We start from the raw sequence: 24,928 nt of genomic DNA, 5'->3' as shown, positions 1-24,928 counted from the left end.
CACTAGGCCCTCTGGGCTTGCCGCGACTCTTCGTGAGCGAGCCAGTCGAGAGCCTCGGCTGCCCGCGTGAACGCCAGCTGCGCATCTGCAACGCCCGGACCGCCGGGTTCCTCGGTGCGGACCGGCTGGATCCGCTGCGACCCGCCGTCGGCGCTGGCTTCCTGCTCGCCGGCCCCGAGCCGGCGCAGTGCCGTGGCCAACGCGTCGGCCTGCGAACAGGCTCGTGAGCGGGCCTCCTCGGGCCACTGGGGTACGGAGACCGAGAGGACGGCGACCTGCCGGCTGACCTCCAGGACACGATCGGACACGGGATCAAGATCGTCGTTCTCCCACTGCTCGCGCTTGCTGCGGGGCTCGGTGCGGGCGCTGTGCGCTGCGTTGAAGAACTCTAGTCGTGCCACCCGGCTCCTGACGGTCGCATGCGCGACGGCCAGGCGGTGCTCCTCGGAATCCAGCTGCCACAGAGTGCTGAGGGACTCCAGGCGCTCGCCCTCGGCCTGAGACCAGTCCTTGAGCCTGTCGCTGAGCTGATTCCGGTGCCAGGTCGGAGCGACCAGGAAGACGGCGAAACCGATCACGCAGCCGATCAGAGTGTCCGCCCCGCGTGTGATCGCGCCCAGGGGCCCCGGGGTCAGTGCAGCGATCCAGGCCACGACCCAGAACATCGTCCACGCCTGGCCGCAGCTGCGAAAGGCGAGGTAGCCGAAGAAGAGCAGGACCAGGATGATGATGTGCAGCAACGGGTTCTGCGGCAGGAAAGAGAGCCCGATCCCCAGCAGTGCGCCCAGGACCGTGCCGATGGTGCGCCCGATACCGCGGGAGAAGGTGTCACCGTAGTCGGGGAAGACGATGAGGGCGGTGGCCACGACCACCCAGAACCCGTGGCCTGCGAGCATGGCCGAGGTCCCGACCCAGCTCGCCACCAGCATTCCGGTGATCTGGGCGATCACGCAGGCGATGGACAGGCGAAGGGCATGGTGGAGGATCGGGGAGCGGGGCCGCAGCTCGGCGCGGACGAGCTCCCAGGGGCGGGGGGCACGACGTTCCTCGGATGGCGCCTGGGCTCCGAGACCGCCCGCGACCCGTGCGGCGGCATCGATGGCCTCCATGAGCGCGGATTCGGCAGGGTCAGCCGCTTCGCGATCCCACGCAGGCGGTGCGGGCAGCGGCGCTCTGTCACCGCGGGCGATGTGCTCGGCGATCTCGGACAGCCTGCTCGAAGCGATATCGCGCCAGCGCCGGGCCTCCTCCTCGGACCTGTTGTCCAGCAGGAGGAGGAGCTGGGCGATCTGCTCGCCGCGTTCGACGAGCTGGGTCAGCCGCTCCAGCTCACGGCCGCTGGTGCGCCGATGGAGCAGGGCCAGGCTCTGATCGGCCGAGAACAGCGCCGGCCCCAGGGGGCCGCCCGCCGCGATCTGCCGGTAGAAGGCGCTCACCGCGCGCCGCTGCCCGGAATGACGGGAGCTGAAAGGCGGTAGCAGCTGAGCGGCGATCATGATCGCAGCCCCGACCGCGAAGTAGAGCAGCGCGGTGGTGGGCTCGACCGCCAGCGTCGGCGTGAATTCGGCGAAGGCCAGGAAAATGATGGTGATGACCAGCCAGCGCATGCTGATCCCGATCGCCACGGATCGCAGCATGCCTGCCGCGAAGAAGCTGACGAGCAGGAGCGGGAAGACGATCCACCATTGCCCGGCCAGGAGGATTCCCGCCCAGGCGGCGGCGATCTGGAGCATCGCGGTGATCGCCGCGGCCTGGGCGGGAATCACGACGACGCGTCGGTCTCGTCGAGCCCGCGCTGGAGGCGCTCGAGGACATCCCACGTGAGCGTTCGCTCCTGCTCGAGGATCTCGGATGCCTTACCTGTGAGCCATTCGAGGAGCTCGGGAATCAGGTCGTCGAGGACCTGCTCGCCCGTCTCCGTCGTTTTCAGGGACAGGGCGCGGCGATCGCCTGCAGGCATCTCGCGGCTGATCAAGCCCTGCTTGACCAGGCCCTCTGTAAGACTCGTGACGGTGGCCCTGGTGACCTCCAGCTGGTCGGCCAGTTCAGTCGGAGTGATCCCCGGTGCGGCGCTGATCGCGAGCAGGGCGCCCATGCGCCCGTCCGAGAGTCCGCGCTGCTTCAGGAAAGACATCCGTGCCCGCTCCATCCGGCGCGAGCAGGTCAGGAAGCCCAGAACGAACCGAGCCGAGGACGTGCCGTCGCCGCGCCTCAGGGCACTCGCTTCAGAGCACTTGGGCGGCGTCGGTGAATTCGAGCCGGCCGCCGCGCGGCGCCACGGCGGTCTCGTCGTCGGGGTGAGCTCGATGGCCCGCATTGATGACCACCCTGGTCTTCCACCCGTTCTCCTGGTGGACGACGGAGTCCACTCCGGCTGCATCGAGGCCGGTCATGGGGCCGACCTCCAGGCCGTGCGCCCGCAGGGCCAGCAGGAGGTAGCCGATCTGGATGTCGGCCGATTGCTGTCCCACGGTCTCGCGCATGCCGGCCTTCTCGGCGAAGGACTCCCGGGCGCCGGCACGCTGGGGCGCGAGCGTGGGCATGTACTCGTGCCAATCGGCGGTGTAGGCGGCCACGATCGTCAGCGGTGCGGCCTGGGTCTTGGCCTGGTTGCCGGGCATCAGGTGCTCGATGACGGCATCACGGGTAGGGCCGGGCGTGAGCACGGTCAGCCGCAGCGGCTGTGCGTTGAAGGCCGTCGGCGCCCAGCGCAGATCCTCGTATACTCGCCGGATCAGCTGCGGGTCCACGGGCTCGTCGCTGAAGCTGTTCGTCGTGTGCGCCCTGCTGAACAGCCGGTCCAATGCGGCGGTCTCCAAGGTGGTGGGCAGAACTGCCTGGTCGATGCTCATCCAGATCACTCTTTCGCGGTTAGCCGGTGGTAGGTCTGGCGACTCCAACGTTGCCTGCCGGTGCGATCTTCCGGGAAAACGCGCCTCAAGGCGGAGTGTGACGAGGATTATCTCCCTCGGAGCCCTACTGGGCGCGCGCGATGCGCTGCCGCAGCCCGCTGACCCGCACGAGCGGCTCCAGACCCGTCTCTCCTTCGGTCAAGGGCCACGCCGTCCACATGCGGGTGGCATCGGAGATCTCCGCCCAGATCACGCCGCGGTCGTGATGGCCGCGGACCAGCGCGGTGAAGCGGCGGCTCGCCTGCGCGGCGGGGGAGTCCGCAGCATGGGACCCCGTGTTCTGTCCGGCCAGCTTGGCCAGTTCGCGCAGCTCGGCGGCCTCATCGACGCTCAGATGCGCCCGCTCCACGGCCTTGCGAGCAGCCGGGCGCGGTCGTTTGTACTGAGGGAACAGCGCCTTCGCCTCGGGCGGCAGATCCCTGAGTCGGCCGGCCGCGAACTGGCGCATGCGTTCCGCCGACACCCCGCACACCTGCGCCAGGAGGCGCATCGGCCATCCCGCAGCTCGCCCCGCTGCCGCCAGCGCTGAGATCTCCGCGGACCATCGTTTCTGCTCCGCCGAACGCGCCGGGGCATCCGCATAGGCCCGGTACGCCGCTTCGAGTGCTTCACGGGCAGCTCGGGGCAGCCGGCCATCGTCGTTCGTGGCCGGCACTGCCTGCCGATCGCCGGGCCCCGGCGTCCCGTCGGTCATCGGATGGCCTCCTTCCGCCTCACATCCCGAGGCGTTGCTGGAGGGCGACCTTCACCGCTGGCCACTCCCCGTCGATGATCGAGTAGACCACGGTGTCCCGGACGGTGCCGTTGCTGAGAACCATGTGATTGCGGAGCACCCCGTCCTGTTTGGCCCCTAGCTTCTCGATCGCGGCGCGGGACTGCCGGTTGTGCCAGTGCGTGCGGAGCTCGACCGCGCCGCAGCCCAGATCCTCGAAGGCCCGGCTCAGCAGCAGCACCTTCGCGGCGGGATTGATCCTGGTCCCGTGCGCCGCCTTGCCCAGCCAGGTCGACCCGACCTCCAGGCGCCTGTTGACCGGATCGATGTTGAGGTAGGTGGTCATGCCGACGGCGGCCCCCGAACGGGGATCGATCACCGCCCACGGCACCATGGCACCCTTGCCGTGCAGTGCGAGGCGCTGGGTGATGACATCGGCCATGGCCTCGGGGGACGGAATGCTCGTGTACCACGTCCGCCACAGCTCGCCCACCCGCACGGCGGCCACGAGGTCGTCGTGATGCGAGAGGCTCAGGGGTTCCAGCCGCACGAACTCGTTTTCCAGAACGGGCGCATCGAAATAGGTCACCCCGCCAACTTTATCCTCAGGGCCGCTGCTTTCCCTGCGGAACTCTTGCCCGAATCTTGCGTCTATATGAAGGTTCATCTTGAGGTGAGGGATCCAGGATTGATCATGAAGTCCTCCGGGGGGAGGACAGCAAGGGGGAAAATCATGGAAAGCATCACGGCCACGGCCATCGACAGCGGATTCGTCACGGTGACCACTGAGGGCATGGGATCTCGCACTGGTGCATCGCAACTCGATCGCGTGCGTGATTCCCGCCTACAACGAGGAGGAGACCATCGCCGGCGTACTCGACGCACTGCTGAGCCAGACCCGCCCGCCGGAGGTGATCCACGTGGTGATCAACAACACCACCGACGAGACCTTCTACATCGCCCGCCGCTACGCCGGGGAGCACGTCTCCACTCATCACGACGACATCTTCACCACCTACGTGTTCGTCCACGACATCGGCAAGAATCTCGACAAGAAGGTGGGCGCCCTGAACTACGGCTTCGCCAAGGTCGCGGACAGCTTCGACTACCTGCTCGGCGTGGATGGCGACACCATCCTTGAGCCCGACGCCGTCGAACGCCTGGAGGCGGAGGCGGAGACCGAGTCCCGGATCGGCGGGATCTCCGCGATCTACACGGTGGACCCTCGTTCCAGCCGTGGTCTGGTCTCGTCGTTCCTCACCACGGGCCAGCGCGCTCAGTTCGCCGCGTTCACCATGGACAACCTGCTGCGGGGCCGGAACATGGCGGTGCTCGGCGGTCAGTGCTCCCTGTTCTCGATCCAGGCCCTCAAAGACGTGATGACCGCCAACAGGCAGTCCACTCCCTGGGTCAGCGACAGCGAGGTCGAGGACTCCCTGCTGTCCCTCCAGCTGCGCAGCATCGGTGCCGCCACCAAGGTCAGCGCCACTGCGCGCGCCTCCGTCGGCGGCATGCACACCGTGCGCGCCCTCGACGGGCAGCAGGTCAAATGGAACTTCGGGGCCATCGACCTGATGTGGCCGGGGCAGCGCTCCACCACCGCTGGGCAGCCCTTCCATCCGAACCTCCGGCTGCGGTGGATCGAGAACGCGTCCATGTTCTTCAACATCACCATCCGCCTGGGATTCCTGCTGCTGCTCAGTGCTTCCCTGAGCATCGGGGCCTTCGTCTTCAGTCCCTGGTGGCTGATCCCGCCCGCTGTAGCGACCCTGCTGAATCTCCGCATCGCTTTGTCCATCAAGGGCCGTGGCGCCCGGGACATCTGGTTCGCGCTCCTCTTCTTCCCCGCGGAGATCTACCTGTGGATGCGGATGGGGCACTTCCTGCGCGCCTGGGCGAAGTTCTTCGGCAAGGCACAGACGGACAACTGGGCGGCCCAGGCCAAAGCCGAGCGCGGCCGCGAAGCGGCGTACCTGGCTCCGCTGGCGATCGGCGCCGTCGTGGTCGGGGGAGCGATGTACGCCTGGTTCCAGCAGTCACCGGCCATCCAGTCGGGGATCCTCTCGCTCGGCTGGCCGATGCTCTACATCACCACGTTGGTGATGACCCTGCTGATGATCCGCAAGGCAGTGCGGCGCCATCATGGATTCACGGTTTAAGGGGCCGGGCGGGGCCGGCCGCCATGCGATACCCGACGCCGCGCACGGTCTCGATCCAGACGGCGGACTGCCCCGTGCGTCCCAGCTTGCGGCGCACGTTGCCGATGTGCACCTCCACGCTGCGCTCGTCGGCCTCGCTGACGTACGCCTCGGACATCAGAGAGTCGGCGCGCAGGTGCCGGACCAGGTCCGCCTTGGTCCGCACCCGGCGGCCGCTGCCCATCAACGTGTGCAGCAGGTCGAACTCGGTGCGGGTGAGCTCCAGGGCGTCGTCGTCCAGCCACACGGACCGCATCTGGGGGTCGATGCGCAGGCCCTGGCGTTCGAGCACATCGGTCCCGTTCGCGGAGGCACCTGGTGCGGGAGCGGTATCGGCGGAGACGGCGCCGGGCGCCGTCGTGGTCGCCGGCGCCCCGGTCGTGGCCGGTTCTTCCCCGCCGTCCTCGTGACGGGGAGGCTCCTCCGTGGCCGTAGCGGTATCGAAGACACGAGGACGGCGCAGCATGCCCCGATCCGGGCCCTCAACTCCCTGGGGCGGAACGGCTTGGTGATGAAGTCGTCCGCCCCCGCGGCCAGGCCCATGAGGGTCTCGGTCTCGTCCGTGCGCGCAGAGACGATGACGATGTAGCAGTCGCTGGCCAGACGGATGCGCCGGGCCACCTCGAAGCCGTCGATATCCGGAAGGCCGATGTCCAGGGTCACCACGGCGGGCCGGTGCTGGAGCACCAGCTCCACCCCGTCCGCGCCGCCCGTGGCGCCGTGGACGGTGAAGCCCGATTGCTGCAGCACCGTGGCGATCAGGTCGCGGATATCCGGATCGTCCTCGATGACGACCGCCCCGCGGGACGCGCTGCCAGTCTGTGCGTCGTATGAGTCGTGCACTGAACCCGCTTTCTGGGCCAACGAACCAATTCAATGTGTTTGTATTCGTATCGTACAGACCTTATGCGTCCGGAGGCCCGATGAAAGATACCCTGCTCCGGTTGTTTCCGGCCCTGATCGGTGCCGGCAGGCAACTGCACAGCCTCGACGAAGGACAACGTGCCGTGGCCAACCAGCGTCCCTTCCTCATCGCGGTCGCCTTCGCGTGTGTCATCGCGCTTCTCGTCTCCCCGGGTGTCTTCTCGGAGGGCCTCTTCCTCCTCGGGCTCACCCTCGCAATGCTCAGCAGGCTTCCCGGAGCCGTCCTCTCCTGGCAGACGTTCGGCCCGCTGCTGTACTGGCTCATACCGTTGCTGCAGTTCGCCGCCATCGCCGCGCTGCGTGCCGGTGGCGGGGACGTCCTGCTGGGCCTGAGCATGATCGCGGTCTTCCCCGTCATCTGGCTGGCGTGGTTCGCGAGGCATCCGGCGGCGGTGCACGCCGTGAACTTCGCCGCTTCCCTGGTCATCGTGTGGTTGCCCATCTTCCTCGACCAGGACCGGCTGACCGTGCAGACCCTGGCCGCGCCGCTCCTGATTCCCGTCCTGCTATGGGTGGTCGGGATGTTCACGGTGAACGTGAGCCAGAGCATCGACGCCCAGCAGGACGAGCTCCGGATCAAGGACGAGGAGCTGCGTGAGGCGGTGGCGAAGAGCGAAGAGCACGCGCAGCTGCTGGACGCCGTCATCGAGACCGTTCCCGTCGGCGTCGTGGTGGTGGACGCCGAGGGCAACGACAAGCTGATGAACAGTCACCAGCGCAAGCTCCACGAGCTGGCGATCCCGGAGGACGTGCCGGACCCGCGTGAAGATCAGCTGCTGATCTTCGGCCGCGACAAGACCACAGCGGTCCCCGCCCCGGAGCGACCGGTGCGACGGGCCATCGACGGGTCGTCGTTCACCCATCAGCTGATCTGGATGGGGGACCACCATCGACGGCGGGCGCTCTCGGCCTCCGCCAGCGGGATGAAGGACTCCGCGGACGCCCCGGCCGGGTCGGTCATCGTGTTCAACGACGTGACGGAACTCGTCGAGGCGCTGGAAGCGAAGGACGGCTTCCTCCACAGCGTGACCCATGAACTGCGCACTCCGCTGACCTCGATCCTGGGATACATCGACCTCGCCCTGGAGGAAACGGAGTCCATGCCGTCGTCGGAGACCCTCAACGACAGCCTGCGGGTCGCAGAACGGAACGCCATCCGTTTGCTCGCCCTGGTCTCGGACCTGCTGGCCACGGCCTCCGGGCCGACCATCGAGGTGCGCACGGCGGACCTGGCCGTCGTGATCCGGTCGAGTCTCGACCTCGCGCGGCCGCAGGCGGAGGCGGCGGGCATCACCCTGGTCGACGGGGCGCCGCAGGCGCTCTGGGGCGTCTTCGATCCCGATCGAATGCACCAGGTCCTGGACAACCTGATCTCCAACGCGATCAAGTACTCGTCGGCGGGGGACTCGATCACCGTCGAGGCGGAGGAGGAAGGAGGCTCCTTGAATGTCCGGGTCGTGGACACGGGCCGGGGGATCACGGAGGAGGAGCAGATCCAGATCTTCGACAAGTTCTTCCGCTCCTCCAACGTGCGGGAATCCACGATCCCCGGGCTGGGGCTGGGGCTGGCCATCGCCAAGGGAGTCGTCGAGGCCCATCACGGGGCGATCAGCGTGGACAGTGCTCCTGGACAGGGGACGACCTTCATCGTGACCGTTCCCGCTTCCGCCGGGGCATAGCCTCGCCATCGGGTCTCGCGTGAAAGCTATGCACCGGCACAGGCTGGTCATAGTCAGGCGATAGCTCCGCTTTCTACCGTCTCTTTCATGATCAAGAGCGCGAAACATGAACGAACAAACCCGGGACGTCGGAGAACGAGATTCACGGCAGCGGTCCTCGCCGCCAGCCTGCTGCTCGGCGGATGCGCCGCGACGACGACGGAGGCCACGGACCTGAGTACGACGTCCTCGGATGCTTCGGCGGCCTCGACGTCGGGCGCGGACAATTCCTCCTCGGGGACCGCGGCGACCATCTCGGACACGGAGACCGCGGCGACGGCGTTCCTGGCGACGCTGTCCGACGAGCAGCGCGAGTCGCTCGTGTACGACTACGACGACGAGACGAAGAGCACCTCGTGGTCGAACTTCCCGGTCACGTTCGTCGAACGGGCCGGCCTGAACCTGGAGGACCTGACCGAGGAGCAGAGAGCCGCGGCGATGGACGTCCTGGAAGCGCTGCTGAGCGAAGAGGGCTACGAGACCGTCACCGGCATCATCGGCGGCGACGAGTTCCTGCTGGAGAACAGCAGCAGCACGGAGGACTCCCTGGGCCAGTACTACATCGCCTTCTTCGGCGACCCGTCCGACACGAGCGCGTGGAGCGTGCAGTTCGGCGGGCATCACCTGGGGATCAACGCGACACTGGACGGCAGCAGCGAGGAGATCACCTTCGCCCCGACCCATCTGGGCTCCCAGCCGGCTGTCTACACCGACGACGACGGCAACGAGGTGCAGCCACTGGCCGGGATGTACGAGACCGCGTTCGCGTTCTACGACAGCCTCACCGAAGAGCAGATGACCGAGCTGTACCAGGGCGAGCAGGTGGGCGACCTGACCTGCGCGCCGGGGGACTCCTGCGACTATCCGACAGGCACGGGGCTCTCCGGCGCGGACCTGACCGACGAGCAGAAGCAGCTCCTCCTGGACGTCATCGCGAACTGGGTGGGTTTGTCCGACGAGGAGACGACCGCCGCGCGCCTGGCCGAGATCGAGGCGACGCTCGATGAGACCTACGTGAACTGGTCCGGGGCCACCGTCTACGACATGACGGAGGGAGAGGGGATCTATTTCCAGATATCCGGCCCGGACGTCTACATCGAGTTCTCCAACCAACAGGGTTCCGCCGGTGCCGATGTCGACGGTTACGTCACGGCTGGATGGGGGCACATCCACACCATCTACCGCGATCCGAGCAACGACTATGCCGGAAGCGTCACCCAGCAGACGGCGTCCGGGATGAGCGGCGGGCCGGGCGACGCTGAAGCGCCCTCCGCCTCATTGCCGAACTCGTGATGTCCTCCAGTTCGATTTTCTCAGGCACGCGGGGAAGCGGCAGGGAGGAACCCGTGCAAGATGGACACGAACGGACGGATACGAACGGGCGTGGACACGAAAGGCGGGCACATGGACGACAAGACGATGGTCGCGTTCCTGGGGACGGGCACCATGGGCGGTGCCTTGTTGAAGGGATCGCTGGACGGCGGGCTCGATGCCGGGAGCGTGCGGGTGACGGCGCGCCGCCAGAGCCGTGTGGACGAGCTCGTGGCCGCCCACGGCGTACGGGGCACGACCGACAACGCCGAAGCGGCCACTCACGCGAGCGTCGTCGTCCTCGCGGTAGGTCCGGCGAGCATCCCGGACGTGCTGGGGGAGATCGCCGGCCACCTGACCGACGGCGCCGTCGTCGTGTCCATCGCGGACGGCATCTCCCTCGAGGATCTGCGCGGCGGGCTGCCCGGCACCGTGTCCGTCGCCCGGGCCATGCCGAGCCTGGCGGCGGAGGTAGGCTCCGGGCTCACGCTGCTCACGTTCGAGCGGGGATGCGCCGATGAGCAGAGGAATGCCGTCACCGCCCTGTTCGAACGATCCGGGGAGGTCCTCGAGGTCGATGAGGAACAGCAGGCCGATCTCAGCGTCCTCAGCAGCGGCGGACCGGCGTATTTCTTCTACGTGGCCGCCGCCATGATCGAGGCAGCGGCGATCCGCGGAGTGAACCGCGATCTCGGTCGCCGGCTCGTGGCGCAGGCCATGGCGGGGAGCGCCGCGTGGCTGCAGCGCGAGTCCGAGGCCCCGGACGAGCTGCGCGCCAGGGTCTGCGCACCCGGCGGCGCCGGTATCTCGCGTATCGCCGAGCTCGACGAGAGAGCGGTCCGGGCGGCGTTCATCGACGCGCTCACGAAGGACGTCTGAGCGGCGCACCCATCCTGGCCGCCCCGAGGCGATGGCCTCGATGAAAGGCATCAGGTGAACTCAGGTGAGCTGATTGATGCGGATGAGATTGCCGGAGGGATCCCGGAAGGCGCAGTCGCGGACGCCGTAGTCCTGGTCGATGGGTTCCTGGACGACGTCGGCGCCGGCAGCTTCCAGCCGGGCGAAGAGGCCGTCGAGGTCGTCCGTGGCCAGGGTGATGGCGGTGTACGCGCCTTTGGCGATGAGCTCCATGACGGTGGCTCGCTCCGCCTCGGTCACCCCCGGATCCACCGCCGGCGGGTGGAGCACGATGGATGTGCCGGGCTGATCGGGCGGTCCGACGGTGATCCAGCGCATGTTCTCGTAGCCGACGTCCTGGCGGACCTCGAAGCCCAGGATGTCGCGGTAGAAGCCCAGCGCGGCCTGGGCATCGGTGTGCGGAAGGAAGGCGTAGTGAATGGTGATACTCATGCCGTTCACGCTAGACGCGGCGACCTCGCGGGCGCTTCTCGATTCCTGATCGTTTGGCCTCTCAGCGGCCTCTCAGCGGCCTCGTCACCTGCTTGGCCAGGCAGGGAGGAATGCCGGCGACGGCTTGGGAGTGGTCCCGGCGATAGACACTGGGCGGAACACCCACCAGTTCGGCGAACCTGGTGCTGAAGGTCCCCAGCGACGAGAAACCCACGGCGAAGCAGATCTCGGTCACGCTCAGATCCCCGCGGCGCAGCAGTGTCATCGCGCGTTCGATCCGCCGGGTCATCAGGTAGGCGTACGGCGATTCGCCGTAGATGCGGCGGAACTCTCGGCTCAGGTGGCCCGCCGACATGTGCGCACCCCGGGCCAGCTCCTCGACGTTCAGCGGCTGGGCGTACTGACGATCGATCCGATCACGGACCCTGCGGATGACAACGATCTCCCGTAACCGCTGTGCCCCTGCATCGTCATGGCCCATGCGCACCATTGTCGCAGAGCGGGATCCCCGCCGTCGTCAAGGCCATTGCTGCTGGTCAGGCCGGAAGAGCGCCCGTCAGGTCGATTCTCTTGAGCGGGCTGCCGCCGTCGATGAAGAACTGCCCACCGGGCGCGAGGGCGGCGGCGACCCGCGCTCTCGCCAGGATGCCGGCCTTGGGGTGCCGCCCGTCGAAAGCGCCGACCCGGACGGCGAAGGCGAGGTCGAAAGGAGCCTCGCCGGGTAGGCGGACGAACTCCTCTGCGGCGACGCAGCGGGCGCTGAGCAAGCCCGCTTCGATCTCATCGGCGGCGTTGCGCTGGATCAAGGCGACACCTTTGGCGGATCGGTCGATCACGACGATGTGGCCATCTTTGATACGACGCGCGACGGCTCTGGCCGCCGCGCCCGGGGCGCCGCCGATCTCAAGGACCCGCATGCCAGGTTCCAGGGGAAGAGCATCGACGATCGCGGTGAGGCGCGGGGAGAGCGCATTCATGGCGAGGCCTCCTTCGGAAGTCCCTCGAAGTGCTTCTCCTCAGCTTAACGACCGCGGTGCGCGATTCCGAGTGCTCGCCAGCCACTCCGCCCGACCTGCCGTGGACCCGTGTGACTCCTGCCTCTACCTCCCGGAACGCGCTTCCTCGTGGGAGTCTGCGGGCGCCCCCTCGTCCGAGGCCCATCTCAGGAGGTCACCCGGCTGACAGTCCAGCGCCTCGCACAGCGCGTCCAGGGTGGAGAACCGCACGGCTTTCGCGCGCCCGTTCTTCAGGACGGAGAGATTCGCCGGCGTGATCCCGATCAGCCCGGCCAGCGTGCCGACCGACATCTTCCGGCGCGCCAGCATGACATCGATGTCCACCACGATCGCCATTCAGATCACCTCGCTGAGTTCTGTGCGCAGTGCACGAGCTTCCACCTCGCGGCCGACGGCCTGGACCAGAAGCTGCCGCATCACGACGACGAGCAAGGCCACTCCGGCGAGAACCAGGGATGCGCCGCAGATGAGCCCGACGGCGCCGGGGGCGAGGTCACCGGGCGCGAGCACCACGGCGAGGACGACGACGAGGGCGGCCGCCGTGGCGATCGCGCCGATGATGACGTCGACGTAGCGGAAGGCGCCCCGCGAGAAGACGGAGCCCTCTCGCACCATGGTCAGCAGCCTCCAGACGCAGATCGCGAAGACCTGCATGGTCAGCACGACGGCCGCGGCGATCGAGACCAGCACGACCCTTCCCCATGGGGGCACTCCGGCTTGTGAAAGGTCGACCCAGGTCAGTGGAAGCAGGACGACTTGCACGAACACCGAGCCCGCCAGGGACAGTGCGATCACTCCCTTGAGCACCACGATCGATAGGTTCCGCATGACTCCTCCTCGTTAGACGATTAGAATCTATCGTTTCTCGATCTTTTCTTCAAGAGAAACGATAGGAAAGGATGTTCTGCAGAATGAGGCGCCTGGAGCGGGCGATCGAGCGGAGCCGCTGCGGCGGCTCTATCCTGGAACCATGAGGTCAGCCCCTGTCCCGCCTCGGAGATACCGCCTCGCACTGTCTGTCGTGGCGTGGTTCAACCTGCTCTCGGCGCTGGCGGGGATGGCCGGGCTCACCATCGGTGGGGGAGTCGGCATACCGTTGCAATGGCTGGACGGGACCGTCTTCGACTCGTATTTCTGGCCGGGGATCATCCTGGGTTTTGTCGTGGGCGGCGTGCAGGCCATCGCCCTCGCTGCGCACTACCGCGGATATCGTCTGGCCTGGGGCCTGCATGCCATGGCCGGCCTGACCATGATGATCTGGATCTTCGCGGAGATCGCGATCATGCTCGTCTGGTCGCCGCTGCAGGGTATCTACTTCTTCACCGGCCTGGTTCAGACATGCCTGTCCGTGCTCGCGCTCGGGGGATGGCCCAGGCCCCTCCTGGGCCGGTACGAATGACCGCGCGGAGAGGCCATAGTTCAGCCAGGTATCGGCTCGGGCGGTTGCACCGGCGTATCGTCGGGGTATGCGAAAACTCTTCGATTCCATCAGAAACCTCGGTTTCCGTCGTGGCCCGGGCCGCATTGTCGGAGGAATAGCGGGCGGGCTCGCCGCGGCAACCGGGATCAACGTGTGGCTGGTCCGCCTTCTGGTTCTGCTCTCGTTCCTGCTGCCAGTCGTCGGGATCGGCCTCTACCTCTTGATCTGGGTCCTGACACCGTGGCAGGACGACAGCATTCCGCTCGAGCAGGTGCTGGGCGGCCGGTAGGCCGGGTTCCGGTCATCCGCGGAAGCAGCGCCCTCGTGCAGGGCGCGCGTACACTGTGCCGGTGGCTACGAATGACGACGTTCAGAATCGGCCTGAGCACATCGGGGTGCGTATCGGGAGGGTAGCGGGCACCTGGTTCCCGCTCATCGTGCTGGCTGCGGGTGCCGTGGCGGTGATCATCCCGGGCCCGTTCCTGCCCCTGGGCGCCCTGGTCAACCCGCTGCTCATGCTCATCATGCTGGGCATGGGGTTGACGTTGCGTGCCGCGGATTTCGCGGTCGTGGCGCGGCGTCCGGTCCCGTTGCTGATCGGTATCCTCGCGCAGTTCATCATCATGCCTATGGCGGGGTGGGCTCTGGTCTCCGTGCTGCGGCTCGATCCGGCCATCGCCGTCGGCGTGATCCTGGTGGCCGCTGCCCCGGGCGGCACCGCATCGAACGTCATGGTGTACCTGTCGAAGGGCGACGTCGCGCTCTCGGTCGCGATGACCTCGGTCTCCACCCTCGTCGCCCCTCTGCTGACCCCGTTGCTGGTTCTCTGGCTCGCGGGGTCCTATCTTCCGGTGGATGCGGCCGGCATGTTCCTCTCGATCGTGCAGATCGTGCTCATCCCGGTCGTTGCGGGGATCCTCCTGCGCCGGTTCCTGCCGCGTATCGTCGAACGCGTCGTGGAGTGGATGCCGCTCATCTCGGTCACCGGGATCTCGCTCATCGTGCTCGCCGTCGTCGCGGGCAGCGCCGCCACGATCCTGACCTCAGGGCTACTGGTGGCCGGTGTGGTGATCGCGCTGAACGCCATCGGACTGCTGCTCGGCTATTTCGCGGCCCGCCTGGTGGGTCTGGACGAAGGCGCGCGGCGTGCGGTGAGCATCGAGGTGGGCATGCAGAACTCCGGCCTTGCCGCGGGGCTTGCCCGCACGCACTTCTCGCCCGAGGCCGCGTTGCCCGGGGCGATCTTCTCCGTGTGGCACAACGTCTCCGGCTCGATCATCGCCGGCATCTGGTCGCGCAGGCCGCCGCGCGAGCGCTGACTCAGGCGGCCCGGGCGTATGAGAATCGCGATCATCGGTGCGGGCATCGGGGGCCTGGTTGCTGCCGCTGGACTGCACACGGATGGACACGAGGTCGCCGTCTACGAAAGACGGGCCACTCCGCAGGCGGTCGGCGCAGGGCTGACCTTGTTCGGCAATGCCTTCGCCGCCCTCGATGCGCTCGGCCTCGGCGAGGCCGTCCGGGAGATCAGCACCGATGCGGCGGGACGGCTCCGCTCCGGGCAACGCCAGCCTTCGGGGCGCTGGCTGCTCACCCTGCCGCCGTCGGAGGCGCCCTCGGTGCGCAGTCTCCATCGTTCAGACCTTCACCGGGCGCTGGTGGACCAGCTCCCCGGCGCGACCATCCGGCGAGGGCAGGAGGGGATCGTCTCCTCGACCGGGGCGCCGGTGGTCGTCGTGGCCGGGTGCGAAGAACGCTATGACCTGGTGATCGCCGCCGATGGGCTGCGCAGCGACGCGCGACGCCGGTGGGGGCTGGACGGCGGCCTGCGGTATGCCGGGTACACGGCCTGGCGAGGAGTGACGACCTCGCGCGGCCATCTGGCCGATGAGGCGGGGGAGACCTGGGGCGCCGGGCAACGCTTCGGGATCGTTCCCCTGCCCGACCGGAGGGTGTACTGGTTCGCCACGCGCTCCGTCGCGCCGGGGAAGGACGACGCCGACCCGCATGCGACGCTTCGAACCCTGTTCGGCCAGTGGCACCATCCGATCGGCGAACTCATCGAGGCCACCGCACCGGAGTCGATCCTCCGGCACGATATCTACGACCTCGCCGGATTCCCCGCATCGTTCATCCGCCACCGCGGCGCCCTGCTCGGCGATGCCGCTCATGCGATGACCCCCGATCTCGGCCAGGGAGCCGGCCAGGCGATCGAGGATGCGGCGACTCTGGTGACGCTCCTGCGGGGTTCCCGTGTTCAGGACCTCGATACGGTACTCGGGCGCTACGACCGTTTGCGCCGGGCGCGTACTCGCGGAATCTGGCGGCGATCCAGGACGATGGGCCGGATCGCGCAGAGTTCGGGCCGTACGGCGACGCGTCTGCGGGACGCCGCCCTTCGAGCCGTCCCGGCGTCGTTCGCGGTCACGGCGATGGACCGGCTCCAGGACTGGGCGCCTCCGCGGCCGTGATGACGGAGCTCACGCGGGCGGTCCGCGTTCCCGACACGGAAAAGTGCACGAATCGAACCGCGAAACGCCCTTTTCCGTGTTGAAACCGGCTGCAGGGGCGAGGACCCCCTCAGTCGTCGCCGAAAGAGTTCAGGTCGAAGGCGCGGAACGTCACCGCGTAGTCCGTGCCGATCGCCACGCCGCCTGCCCGCAGGATCTCCGGGATGAACTCCTCGGGCCGAGGATGCCATGGCAGATCGGCCAGATACGCCTGGTGGCGCTTCAGCGATTCCACGCTCGCGTCGACCGCACCCTGGTCGAGTCCCACGGCATGGGTCGGCTGGGGATGACCGGCGATCAGCAGCCACCTGGTCGACCACTTCTCCAGGCCCTCCTCCGCGAGTTCGCGGAACACCCATGCGTTGTCGGCATCACGCACGCCGTCCACGACGGCCTTGCCGGCTTCCCTGTGATCCGCCTGGTTGAGGTTCCCGTACGCCTCGAAGTCGAAGTTGGCGGTCACCACCGCGTCTGGCTTGAACGACCTGATGGCACGCGCCACGTCCCGGCGCAGGTCCAGCGAGTACACGAGCATCCCGTCCGGGTGGTCCAGGATCCGCAGATCGTCCACGCCGACGGCGGCGCAGGCACGCCGTTGCTCCTCCGCGCGCAGCGGGCCCGTCTCTTCCGGCGGGCGCTGCATCCCGGCCTCGCCTGCCGTCAGCAGCAGGTAGGCCACCTCGATGCCACGGCCGGTCCATGCTGCGACCGCCGCCGATGCGCCGTATTCCATATCGTCCGGATGGGCCACGATGCACAGCACCCGCGACCAGGATCCGTCCTCGAGCAGAGTCACATCCGTCATGGCCTCACCTTAGTCAACGCCTACAAGTCACCCGAGGACGGTGAAGGGCGCTCGCCGGGCGCAGCGCCGGGGGCGGAGGCCTTCTCCGCGTGCTCGTCCTCTTCGGCCGCCACGGCGTATTCACGGGAGATCCTGCGGTACACGGGGGTGAGGAAGGCCACCAGCGCCGCGATCACCATGACGATCCCGGCCCCCAGGAAGATCAGGGCGATGCCACGCGAGGTCCCGTCCCCGAGCAGCGGTGACAGTGCGGAGGCGCCGTCGGCCGAGCGAGACCAGGGGATGATCCAGAGTTCCGCGATGGGGGCGATGACGAAGGCGGTGACGGGTGCGGCCGAGGCCTCGAACGCACCGGCGAAGCCGAACACCCGTCCCTGCCGCTCCAGCGGCACCACGCGCTGGATCACCGTCTGCTCGGCCGCTTCGACGGCGGGCACGAGCATCATGTAGAGCCAGATCCCCACCACGTACAGCCAGGCCCATTCCCGGACGGTGAAGAGGCCCCCGAGCACTCCCATCACCAGGACGGCCAGCAGCAGGGTCCGCAGGGGGTTCCGGCCCAGGCCGAATTTCCCGATCAGGGCGCCGCCGACGATGAAGCCGGTGCCGCCGAGCGCGAAGACCACTCCCCAGACCTCGACGGCGAACAGTTCCAGGCCGTAGGGATCCATCAGGGCCATGTAGACCCCGCCGATGAAGTTGTTGAAGGTGGAGAAGAGGATCAACGCGAACAGCCCCGACACCGCGGCCACCGCTCGCCACGACCCCTTCAGGTCGAAGCCGCCGTGGGCATCGGTGGCGGCGGGCCTGAGCTCCTCGGGCATGCTCAGGAACAGCAGGTGCACCAGCGTGGCCGCCGTCAGCACCACCGTGATCAGATGCGTCCACCCCATGCCGAGCAGGCCGATCGACAGCCCGGCCACGACGGAGGTCACGATGAACGCCATCCCCTGGACCATGCCCACCAGGCCGTTGGCGTTGGCTCGCTTGTCGGGGTCGATGAGGATGGTCACCGTGGTGGCCAGGGCGATGGCTCGGATATTCTCCACCACCGCCCCCACGAGGATCAGCAGGGCATAGGCCCAGAACCACGGCCGGTCCAGCCGCGGCAGCTCGTCGTCCGGGGCCATGAGATAGACCACGCCGGCGATGAGGAACATGATCAGCGCGAAGAACGTGGCCGCTCGCATCACGTCGAGTTTGCGGAACCGGTCCACGAGCGTCCCGAAACTGATGGAGGTCAGGGCGATCAGCAGCATGAAGGCGCCACCGATGGCGCCGGTGGCGATCACGTTGCGGGTTTCCAGATAGATCCAGAAGGTGCAGGCGAACCACAGATAGCTCGTCGAGAGCGAGGCGACCGCGGTATTGACCAGGATCGAGAGGAACGTGTGGTGGCGCTGCTGCGGGCTCCTCAGGGCGCGGTCGACGGCCCCGGGATCCGTCAGCGCGATCTCCTCGGCGGCGGTGGCCGGGAAGTCGGTTTTGAAGCCCGCGCCGCCGTCGGGATCGGCGTTCGGGTGCGGCACATGGGGAGGAGGGTCGCTCACGAGTGGCACAGTACGCCAGGGGATCGGCCTTGAGAAGGTCCAGACCCGGCGACGCCGGGGGAGGAGTTCCGACCCGGTGGACCTGATCCAGCGAGCAGCGAGTTGGGCCGCCCGTCAGCGCTGACGGGCGGCCCAACTCGCTGCTCGGCGGGTCCGTGGTCTGCTGGAGCTAGGACACCAGGAGCTCTTCCTGGTGGGGGAGCACGGAGTGCGCTGCATGGACGAGATCGCCGGGGTCCCATTCGCGCTTCGCCGCGGCCAGGGCGGAGTCGTCGTCGAAGAGGCGCTCGGGGGCGATGCGTGTCTCGGTGAACGTCCTCACCTCCATCGGTGAGCGCACCGACCTCACCGCCTCCGACACCGCGGCGCAAGCCGCCTGTGCCGCCGCGACCGCCTCGGGCACCGGCGTGATCGCCACGGCGTAGAGCAGCGCCCGGCAGCCCGCGACGGCGTTGCGCCGGCCACGGTCGAGAGCGCCACCGAGCTGCCGCAGCTCGACCGAGGTGAGCATGGCCCCCGGCCCGCGGGTGGCGGCATCGACCAGTGCGTCCACGGCGTCCTCCGGCAGTTCGGCCAGCAGGGCGCTGCAGCTGAGCGACGGCATGGGATCCGGCGGGTCCATGTGGAGAGCGGCCAGCGCCGGGACGGGGGTGATCGCGAAGGTGTCGATCTGCGGGTTCAGGTTCCGCAGGGGAGCCAGCACGGCCTCGGCCTGCTCCTGGGCCAGTTCCATGGCCGCTTCGACCACGGCGAAGGAGCGGCCCGCGAATACCTCGGGCACACCGGGCATGTCCGGGATGCGCAGCACCCTGACCAGGCTCGTGACCGTCTCGGGGACCTCGGTGGTCCAGGCGGTCCAGGCTCGGAAGATCTCACCGGCGGATTCGGCGGGCCAGAACAGCGCCCCGGCGAACACGGTATCGATGGGGTGCAGCTGGAGGGTGGCTCCCGCGATCACGGCGATGTCGGCACCGTCCAGCAGCAGGTCGAACAGCGGATCCCCGGGTGCCACTCGGCGCACGACGCCGTCCGGCGTCACCGCCTCCAGTTCCAGGACCCACGAGCTGCCCAGCCCGCGTGATCTGGCGAACCAGCCCAGGCCGCCTCCGAGCAGCGAGCCGATCGCCCCGACTCCCGCAGCGAAGCCCCCGATGGTTGCCAGCCCGTAGGGGGCCGCCGCCGTGGCCAGATCGCCCCAGCTGACCCCCGCCTCGATCCGGGCCGTCTGCGCGGCGGCGTCGATCTCGATGCCGTCCAGGGAGCCGGTGCGCAGCAGGATCGTGGCGGAGAGATCGCCGAGCGGGGCGGCGTTGTGCCCGGTCGTCTGCGGCGCGACCCGCATGCCGAGCGCACCCGCCGCGCGCACCGTGACGGCGAGATCGTGCCGGCTCGCAGCGTGCACGACGGCGGCCGGCTGCTGGTCGACCAGCAGCTGCCAGGCTGCGCGTGCCTGGTCCCAGTCGGCATCGGATGGGCGGGACAGACGCCCGCCGAGAACGGATCGGAGATCATCGAGGTTGCGGATGGGGCGCAGCTCGCGGTCGCCGCCGTCGCCGCCGTCGTTGCCGGCTTGCGGGGTGCTGGTCCCGGAGCCGACGGTATCGGGGACGGTGGAGCCGGTGGATGGTTGCCGGGGTGCGGTGTTCATGGCGTATTCCTCTGCGTGATGGTGAGTGCGAATGGTGCGTGTGGATGGTGGCTGGATAGCTCAGATGTGTTCGGCGGTCGAGGCGTCCGCGTCCAGAGCCTCGGCGAGGATGCCGTGGAGGGCGCCGGGCCCCGGCGACCGGCCGATCGCCGCACCGATGGCGGCTGACCGAGCGCGGTAACGCGGCTCGTCCAGCGCTGCTCGCACCGCGCGGCGGAGCCTGCGGGGAGAAGGCCGGTCGGTGCGCAGGTCGATGCCGGCGCCCGACCAGGACACGCGGGCACCGACCTCGGCCTTCTCCTCGGTCCGACCTGCCGTCACGATCGGCACGCCGTGCTCGAGGGCGTGGTGCACCCCGCCGTAGCCTCCGTTGGTGACCAGGACGTCGGTCCTCGGCAGCAGCCAGTCGTAGGGCAGGAAACGAGCGACCCGAGCATTGCCGGGCAGGCGAGGGGGCAGGGTGTCGACCGGGCGCCCGCCGGTACTGACCACCACGAGCACGTCGTCGTCCGCCAGGGCCTCCAGAGCTGTTCCGATCAGGCCCCACTCCGTGTTGGCCACGGTTCCCTGGGTGACGTGGACGACGCGCCGGCCGTCGAGGTCCCTCCACCAGTCCGGGAGGGGAATCGTCGAGGCGGCCGACCTGGAGACCGTGCCGACGAATCTGACGTGATCCGGAAGCCCCGCCCGGGGGTACTCGAACTCCGCCACCGTGAACTGCACGAGCAGATCGCAGCCCGCCGGCCAGTCGAGGAAGAACCGTTGCATGGGGCGGCCGGTGACCTCCCGGGTGAGATCGTCGGCAAAACGCTGCACCGGCGCGAAGACGCCCCGTTCGGCGGCAACCGTCAGGGCCGCGTTGCGCAGCCGGCCGAGGGGGCCCGGCAGCGGGCGGATACCGAGCCCGTAGGGCGCCACGTCCGGATGCTTGAAGGCCAGTGGCACGATGCCGAGGCTGGCGATCAGCGGCCGCTGGGAGCGGGGAAGGTCGGCGAGGACGGAGGCTGCGGCGAACATGGTCTCCGCGAGGATCACGTCGGTGGGCTCTGAGCCGAGCGCTTCCCGGACGGCGCGCAGCTGGGCTGGCACCGGCTTGAGGAAGATCTCGATCATGTCGTAGCGGATCCCCGCCGGGCCTGAGCGCCCGCGGCGTCCGGGACAGGCCGTGTCGAGGTCGCGGTCGTCGTAGTCCGCCTCGGGCGGAAGGGGCAGGAAATCGGCGCCGGTGGCGAGCACCTCCCGTTGGTACCGGCCCCCGGTGAGGAAGCGAACCCGGTCACCGGCGGCGACGAGAGCCTCGGCAATGGATAGGAGGGGCGTGATGTGGCCTCGGACAGGGGTGGAGGTGATGAGCACGGAAGTCATGGCGGATCCTCAGGGCTGGGCCGATACACTGAAATATCGGCTACACTGGTGAAGTGTTCACCACCCCAATAGGGTTGTCAATAGTGAGGGCTCATGACTCGACAAGAGAAAAAACGGAGTTACCGATCCGCTCTGCGGACCGAGCAGGCGGCGCAGACCCGGCGGCGCGTTCTCGAGGCAGCCGCGGCATGTTTCGCCGAATCGGGGTATGCGGGGACCTCCCTTCCGGGGATCGCCGCCCGAGCGGAGGTCTCACCCGAGACCGTCAAAGCCAACGGACCCAAGAGGGGCCTGCTGCTCAACGCCTTCGAACAGGCTTTCGCCGGCGCCGAGGGGGAGGGGGGAATCGCCGAGAGCGAGGCCGGTGCGAGGATCGCGGGGATCGCCGACGGCCAGGCGATGCTCCTCGAGGTGGCGGCGTTCGTCGCCTCGGCCAACGCCCGCACGAGCATTCTGTGGGGTGAGTTCATGAGCGCGGCCAACGCCGACGAGAAGATCGAGGAAGCCCTGAACGGGCTGCTCGAACGCCGCGCGCTGGACTACAAGGCCCTCGTGGAGGCCCTCGTGGAACGCGGCGTCGCCAGCGGTAGTACGGATATCCGCACAGCAGCGGCGACCCTGTCGTTCCTCTGGTCGCCGGAGGGACACCAGCAATTGGTGCTGCAGAGCGGGTGGGGGCAGGAGCGGTACACGTCGTGGCTCGCGGATGCGGCCAGGCTTCACTTGCAGGACACCGCAGGGGCGACGCGGGGTTGACCCGTCGGCGCCGGAGGTCTCTGGCCGGAGTTCTCTGGTCCGGGGTCTCCCTGCCGGGTCTGCGCCGCTACGGTTTGCGGGCCTCGATGAGATGGCGAGTGGAGTGGGCGATGAACGGCCCCTCCGCCTGGATGAGCCGATGCAGGTCGTGCAGACGATCCCGGTATTTCTCGACGGTGAACCCCGGCACCCACCAGATCACTTTGCGCAGCAGGTAGACGACGGCGGCGACGTCGTGGATCTCGATCCGCAGCCTCGCCTGGCGGAGATCGACGATCTCCAGCCCCGCGGCGCGTGCTGCCGCCGTCTCATCGTCAGGATGCCGGCCTCGACGGGCCTCGGGCTGCGGCCCGAGGAAGAACTCGATCAGCTCGAAGACACTGGCCGGCCCGACGTGCTGGGCGAAGTACGTCCCTCCGGTACGCAGCACACGGGCGATTTCCTCCCACCAGATCGTGGCCGGATGCCTGCTGGTGACCAGGTCGAAGGCCCCGTCGGCGAACGGCAGGGGAGGGTCGTCCGGGTCCGCGACGACGACGACCCCGCGCGGGTGGAGCAGCTTGGCCGCGTGGGCGATGTTCGGGGGCCAGGATTCCGTCGCGACCGCAGTCGGCGGGAACCGCGTCGCGCTCGCGAGGACCTCGCCACCGCCGGTCTGGACGTCCAGGGACGCGGTGGCTGTTGCGAGCCTGTCGGCGAGCTGGCCGGAGTAACCCCACGGAGGGCGTTCCTCGGTGGCCCTGCCCTCCAGCCAGGAGAAATCCCATCCGGACACATCCGCGGCTGCACCCTCCGCGACCAGTTCGTCGAACCCTCCCGCCACCTCCCGGTCTTTCCCTTCAGACTTCAGCTGCGCTCACCTGTTTCGGGTCTCGAGATTGTCTCAGCCGAGGATTCCGTCGCCGAAGCGGAAAACCGGATCGGCGGTGTCGAAGGGGGCATCGCTATGGCTCTGCTCGACATGCTCCGTCGACGACGGCAGGTCGAAGGGCAGCCGACCGCGTGCGGTGGCCGTACCCAGCAGTACGTCGACCACCGCATCGTCCCGCGCGCCGAACTCGACCAGCAGTGCCGCCGCCTCCTGGGCGATCTCGGGCACGATCGCCGGCCGGTCCAGGAAGAGCACGACGATGGTCGGCACTTGCCGGCACAGCGCCACGATCCGATCGCGCTCCTCGGGCGGGAACTCGAGCGAACCAGCGTGGAAGAAGGCCTCGAAGCCGCCCGGTCGCGGATCGAACGGGGCATCCAGCCGGACCACGGCGAGCTCCGCCTGACTGGGATCGTCCACGATCGTGCCGAGCCTGGCTGCGGCCTCCTCGCCGATGTTCTCGACGTAGACGTTCAGGCCCTCGCGCAGGGGCAGCGCGGCGGGACCGTCGTCGGCTGCGGTCAGCCGCACGATGGCGGCGCGCTGAGCGTCCTCACCGGCGGCGACGAAATCATCGCGGCCGACGGTGGCGAGCGCGTGGTCGACGTCGAGGAACGGGGCGTCGAAGAGCCCCAGGCGGAACTTCTCCGCCAGCAATCGGCGCACCGACTGATCGACGCGCTGTTCGCTGATCCTGCCGGAACGGACGGCCTCGACCACGAGCTCCGGCCGGGACTCACCGCCGAATTGGTCGCAGCCCGCTTCAATGATCGTGACCACCCGGTCGAGTTCGCTGAGGTGCTCTGCGCCCCATGCCCGTGCGGGCATGGGCTGGCCCATGATCACGCTGTCGCTGATCAGCCCCCAGTCGGTGCAGACGATGCCCTGATAGCCCAGTTCCTCACGCAGGAGCGTGGTGATCACGTCATGATTGAAGGCGAAGGCGATCTCCTCCCAGTCCGTGCCCAGCGGCAGCCCGTAGTAGGGCATCATCTGGGACGTGCCTGCTGCGATCGCGGCGCGGAAGGGCTCCAAGTGGTATTCGCGGCGGCCGCCGGGGTAGACCTGTTCGCGGCCGTAGTCGAAATGCGGGTCCTCGCCGTCCAGCTGCGGTCCGCCGCCGGGGAAGTGCTTGGTCATCGCGGCCACCGACTCCGGTCCCAGCTCGGTGCCCTGCAGTCCGCGGATATAGGCGGTGACCAGGCGTGAGGTGAGATCGGCGTCCTCGCCGAAGGTCATCCCGATACGCGCCCAGCGCGGCTCGGTGGCCAGGTCGATCTGGGGATGCAGGGCGACCCTGAGCCCGGCGGCAACGTACTCCTGCCGGGAGATGTCCGCGAACCGTTCCACCAGGTCCGGGTCGTTCAGCGCGGCGAGTCCGAGGGACTGCGGCCACTGGGAGAAGGCACCCGCCGTCGACTCCGTTCCCGGGTTGTTGCTGAAGGCGTGCCGGGGGTCGCTGGAGATGGTCACCGGTATGCCGGGGCCGGTGTCCAGGGCGACTTCCTGCAGACGGCGGTTCCAGGCCACCAGGTCGCGGACATCGGAGACGCTGCCGGCGAGATTGAAGTGGTTCATGCGCAGCTCGCGGATCGCATGCTCGCTGGCCGGGCGGCCGAACGGGTTGTCGGGACCCATCAGCTCCCCACCCGGGGGCATGGTGGTGATGTCGTGGAACATCAATCCGGCCTTGTCCTGCAGGGTCAGCCGGCCCAGGAGGTCCTCGACGCGGTCCTCCACGCTGAGGTCCGGGTCCCGGTACGGTCTGATGTCGTCATTGGCATCCACGGTCTGGTCCTTCCCGTCGTCACAGGATGCCAAATATACGTGGACGCCACCGAAGTCGCCGGTATGCGGGTCGG

At 68.4% G+C, this 24,928-nt stretch carries 26 protein-coding genes and 1 pseudogene; 9 read left to right on the top strand and 18 right to left on the bottom strand.

Going from position 1 to position 24,928, the window contains the following annotated elements:
• Nucleotides 1–2: 2 nt before the first annotated feature.
• From FCK90_RS06775 to FCK90_RS06755, 5 genes are all read right to left on the bottom strand, one after another.
• Nucleotides 3–1,766: an FUSC family protein gene (locus FCK90_RS06775; protein ID WP_158033539.1), complete on the bottom strand. Its 1,764-nt coding sequence runs from the start codon at nt 1,764–1,766 to the stop codon at nt 3–5.
• Nucleotides 1,763–2,134 carry a MarR family winged helix-turn-helix transcriptional regulator gene (locus FCK90_RS06770; RefSeq protein WP_181954223.1) on the bottom strand — a complete coding sequence of 124 codons (372 nt, stop codon included), beginning with the start codon at nt 2,132–2,134 and terminating at the stop codon, nt 1,763–1,765. The genes FCK90_RS06775 and FCK90_RS06770 overlap by 4 nt, the downstream gene beginning before the upstream one ends.
• A 91-nt stretch (nt 2,135–2,225) precedes the next feature.
• Entirely contained in the window at nt 2,226–2,852 is a 627-nt protein-coding gene (locus FCK90_RS06765; RefSeq protein ID WP_158033537.1) for a malonic semialdehyde reductase, read from the bottom strand.
• 124 nt (nt 2,853–2,976) lie between these two features.
• Nucleotides 2,977–3,606, bottom strand: coding sequence for a hypothetical protein (locus FCK90_RS06760; RefSeq protein WP_158033536.1), 630 nt, complete (start codon nt 3,604–3,606; stop codon nt 2,977–2,979).
• Between the two features lie 19 nt (nt 3,607–3,625).
• Nucleotides 3,626–4,213, bottom strand: a complete 588-nt coding sequence (locus tag FCK90_RS06755) for a GNAT family N-acetyltransferase (RefSeq protein ID WP_246180048.1) — start codon at nt 4,211–4,213, stop codon at nt 3,626–3,628.
• Nucleotides 4,214–4,433: 220 nt separating this feature from the next.
• Here FCK90_RS06755 and FCK90_RS06750 point away from each other — a divergent pair, with 220 nt between their 5' ends.
• Nucleotides 4,434–5,783 carry a glycosyltransferase family 2 protein gene (locus FCK90_RS06750; RefSeq protein ID WP_246180047.1) on the top strand — a complete coding sequence of 450 codons (1,350 nt, stop codon included), beginning with the start codon at nt 4,434–4,436 and terminating at the stop codon, nt 5,781–5,783.
• Here the strand turns inward: FCK90_RS06750 and FCK90_RS16005 are convergent.
• Both FCK90_RS16005 and FCK90_RS16000 read right to left on the bottom strand, forming a co-directional pair.
• Nucleotides 5,773–6,288 (bottom strand): winged helix-turn-helix domain-containing protein, encoded by a 516-nt coding sequence (locus tag FCK90_RS16005; RefSeq protein WP_425481691.1) that lies wholly within the window; start codon nt 6,286–6,288, stop codon nt 5,773–5,775. The genes FCK90_RS06750 and FCK90_RS16005 overlap by 11 nt on opposite strands.
• A gap of 65 nt (nt 6,289–6,353) precedes the next feature.
• Nucleotides 6,354–6,572: pseudogene (locus FCK90_RS16000) on the bottom strand (response regulator); the annotation flags it as partial.
• A gap of 173 nt (nt 6,573–6,745) precedes the next feature.
• Between FCK90_RS16000 and FCK90_RS06740 the strand changes: the two are divergent.
• The 3 genes from FCK90_RS06740 (at nt 6,746) to proC (ending at nt 10,654) form a co-directional block, all read left to right on the top strand.
• A complete protein-coding gene (locus FCK90_RS06740) occupies nt 6,746–8,425 on the top strand; it encodes a sensor histidine kinase (protein WP_181954222.1) in 1,680 nt (559 codons plus the stop codon).
• An 87-nt stretch (nt 8,426–8,512) separates the two neighbouring features.
• The gene (locus FCK90_RS06735; protein WP_158033532.1) at nt 8,513–9,757 is read left to right on the top strand and encodes a DUF3500 domain-containing protein; all 1,245 of its coding nucleotides are present in this window, start codon (nt 8,513–8,515) and stop codon (nt 9,755–9,757) included.
• Between the two features lie 60 nt (nt 9,758–9,817).
• On the top strand, nt 9,818–10,654 hold the full coding sequence (proC, locus tag FCK90_RS06730; RefSeq protein ID WP_220433291.1) for a pyrroline-5-carboxylate reductase: 837 nt from the start codon (nt 9,818–9,820) through the stop codon (nt 10,652–10,654).
• Nucleotides 10,655–10,714: 60 nt separating this feature from the next.
• Here proC and FCK90_RS06725 read toward each other — a convergent pair whose 3' ends face one another.
• The 5 genes from FCK90_RS06725 to FCK90_RS06705 form a co-directional block, all read right to left on the bottom strand.
• Complete coding sequence (locus FCK90_RS06725; RefSeq protein ID WP_158033531.1) at nt 10,715–11,125, bottom strand: VOC family protein; 411 nt, start codon at nt 11,123–11,125, stop codon at nt 10,715–10,717.
• Between the two features lie 61 nt (nt 11,126–11,186).
• Nucleotides 11,187–11,606, bottom strand: coding sequence for a helix-turn-helix transcriptional regulator (locus FCK90_RS06720; protein ID WP_158033530.1), 420 nt, complete (start codon nt 11,604–11,606; stop codon nt 11,187–11,189).
• A gap of 55 nt (nt 11,607–11,661) precedes the next feature.
• The gene (locus FCK90_RS06715; protein ID WP_158033529.1) at nt 11,662–12,102 is read right to left on the bottom strand and encodes a methyltransferase domain-containing protein; all 441 of its coding nucleotides are present in this window, start codon (nt 12,100–12,102) and stop codon (nt 11,662–11,664) included.
• Between the two features lie 123 nt (nt 12,103–12,225).
• Nucleotides 12,226–12,477, bottom strand: coding sequence for a helix-turn-helix domain-containing protein (locus FCK90_RS06710; RefSeq protein ID WP_158033528.1), 252 nt, complete (start codon nt 12,475–12,477; stop codon nt 12,226–12,228).
• Nucleotides 12,478–12,969: a DUF2975 domain-containing protein gene (locus FCK90_RS06705; protein ID WP_158033527.1), complete on the bottom strand. Its 492-nt coding sequence runs from the start codon at nt 12,967–12,969 to the stop codon at nt 12,478–12,480.
• Nucleotides 12,970–13,162: 193 nt separating this feature from the next.
• Here FCK90_RS06705 and FCK90_RS06700 point away from each other — a divergent pair, with 193 nt between their 5' ends.
• From FCK90_RS06700 to FCK90_RS06685, 4 genes are all read left to right on the top strand, one after another.
• A complete protein-coding gene (locus FCK90_RS06700; RefSeq protein ID WP_220433290.1) occupies nt 13,163–13,540 on the top strand; it encodes a hypothetical protein in 378 nt (125 codons plus the stop codon).
• A 67-nt stretch (nt 13,541–13,607) separates the two neighbouring features.
• A complete protein-coding gene (locus tag FCK90_RS06695; protein ID WP_158033526.1) occupies nt 13,608–13,850 on the top strand; it encodes a PspC domain-containing protein in 243 nt (80 codons plus the stop codon).
• A 61-nt stretch (nt 13,851–13,911) separates the two neighbouring features.
• On the top strand, nt 13,912–14,880 hold the full coding sequence (locus FCK90_RS06690; RefSeq protein ID WP_158033525.1) for a bile acid:sodium symporter family protein: 969 nt from the start codon (nt 13,912–13,914) through the stop codon (nt 14,878–14,880).
• An 18-nt stretch (nt 14,881–14,898) separates the two neighbouring features.
• A complete protein-coding gene (locus FCK90_RS06685; RefSeq protein ID WP_158033524.1) occupies nt 14,899–16,032 on the top strand; it encodes an FAD-dependent monooxygenase in 1,134 nt (377 codons plus the stop codon).
• A gap of 109 nt (nt 16,033–16,141) precedes the next feature.
• Here FCK90_RS06685 and FCK90_RS06680 read toward each other — a convergent pair whose 3' ends face one another.
• The 4 genes from FCK90_RS06680 to FCK90_RS06665 all read right to left on the bottom strand — a co-directional run bounded on the left by FCK90_RS06680 (nt 16,142) and on the right by FCK90_RS06665 (nt 21,439).
• Nucleotides 16,142–16,876: a PIG-L deacetylase family protein gene (locus tag FCK90_RS06680; protein ID WP_158033523.1), complete on the bottom strand. Its 735-nt coding sequence runs from the start codon at nt 16,874–16,876 to the stop codon at nt 16,142–16,144.
• Between the two features lie 20 nt (nt 16,877–16,896).
• Nucleotides 16,897–18,324 (bottom strand): MFS transporter, encoded by a 1,428-nt coding sequence (locus tag FCK90_RS06675; RefSeq protein ID WP_246180060.1) that lies wholly within the window; start codon nt 18,322–18,324, stop codon nt 16,897–16,899.
• A 271-nt stretch (nt 18,325–18,595) separates the two neighbouring features.
• Nucleotides 18,596–20,074, bottom strand: coding sequence for an FAD-binding oxidoreductase (locus FCK90_RS06670; RefSeq protein ID WP_158033522.1), 1,479 nt, complete (start codon nt 20,072–20,074; stop codon nt 18,596–18,598).
• Between the two features lie 60 nt (nt 20,075–20,134).
• Entirely contained in the window at nt 20,135–21,439 is a 1,305-nt protein-coding gene (locus FCK90_RS06665) for a glycosyltransferase (protein ID WP_158033521.1), read from the bottom strand.
• Nucleotides 21,440–21,532: 93 nt separating this feature from the next.
• Between FCK90_RS06665 and FCK90_RS06660 the strand changes: the two genes are divergently transcribed.
• Complete coding sequence (locus FCK90_RS06660; protein ID WP_158033520.1) at nt 21,533–22,195, top strand: TetR/AcrR family transcriptional regulator; 663 nt, start codon at nt 21,533–21,535, stop codon at nt 22,193–22,195.
• Between the two features lie 67 nt (nt 22,196–22,262).
• On the opposite strand, the gene FCK90_RS06655 is transcribed toward FCK90_RS06660, so the two are convergent.
• Nucleotides 22,263–23,018, bottom strand: coding sequence for a class I SAM-dependent methyltransferase (locus FCK90_RS06655; protein WP_158033519.1), 756 nt, complete (start codon nt 23,016–23,018; stop codon nt 22,263–22,265).
• A 60-nt stretch (nt 23,019–23,078) separates the two neighbouring features.
• Entirely contained in the window at nt 23,079–24,854 is a 1,776-nt protein-coding gene (locus FCK90_RS06650; protein ID WP_246180046.1) for a glycoside hydrolase family 3 protein, read from the bottom strand.
• Nucleotides 24,855–24,928: the final 74 nt, after the last annotated feature.

Source organism: Kocuria coralli, assembly GCF_008831305.1.
Lineage (GTDB): Bacteria > Actinomycetota > Actinomycetes > Actinomycetales > Micrococcaceae > Kocuria > Kocuria coralli.
Note: the sequence above shows the minus strand (reverse complement) of the source record. Positions and strands in the feature narration are given on the sequence as shown.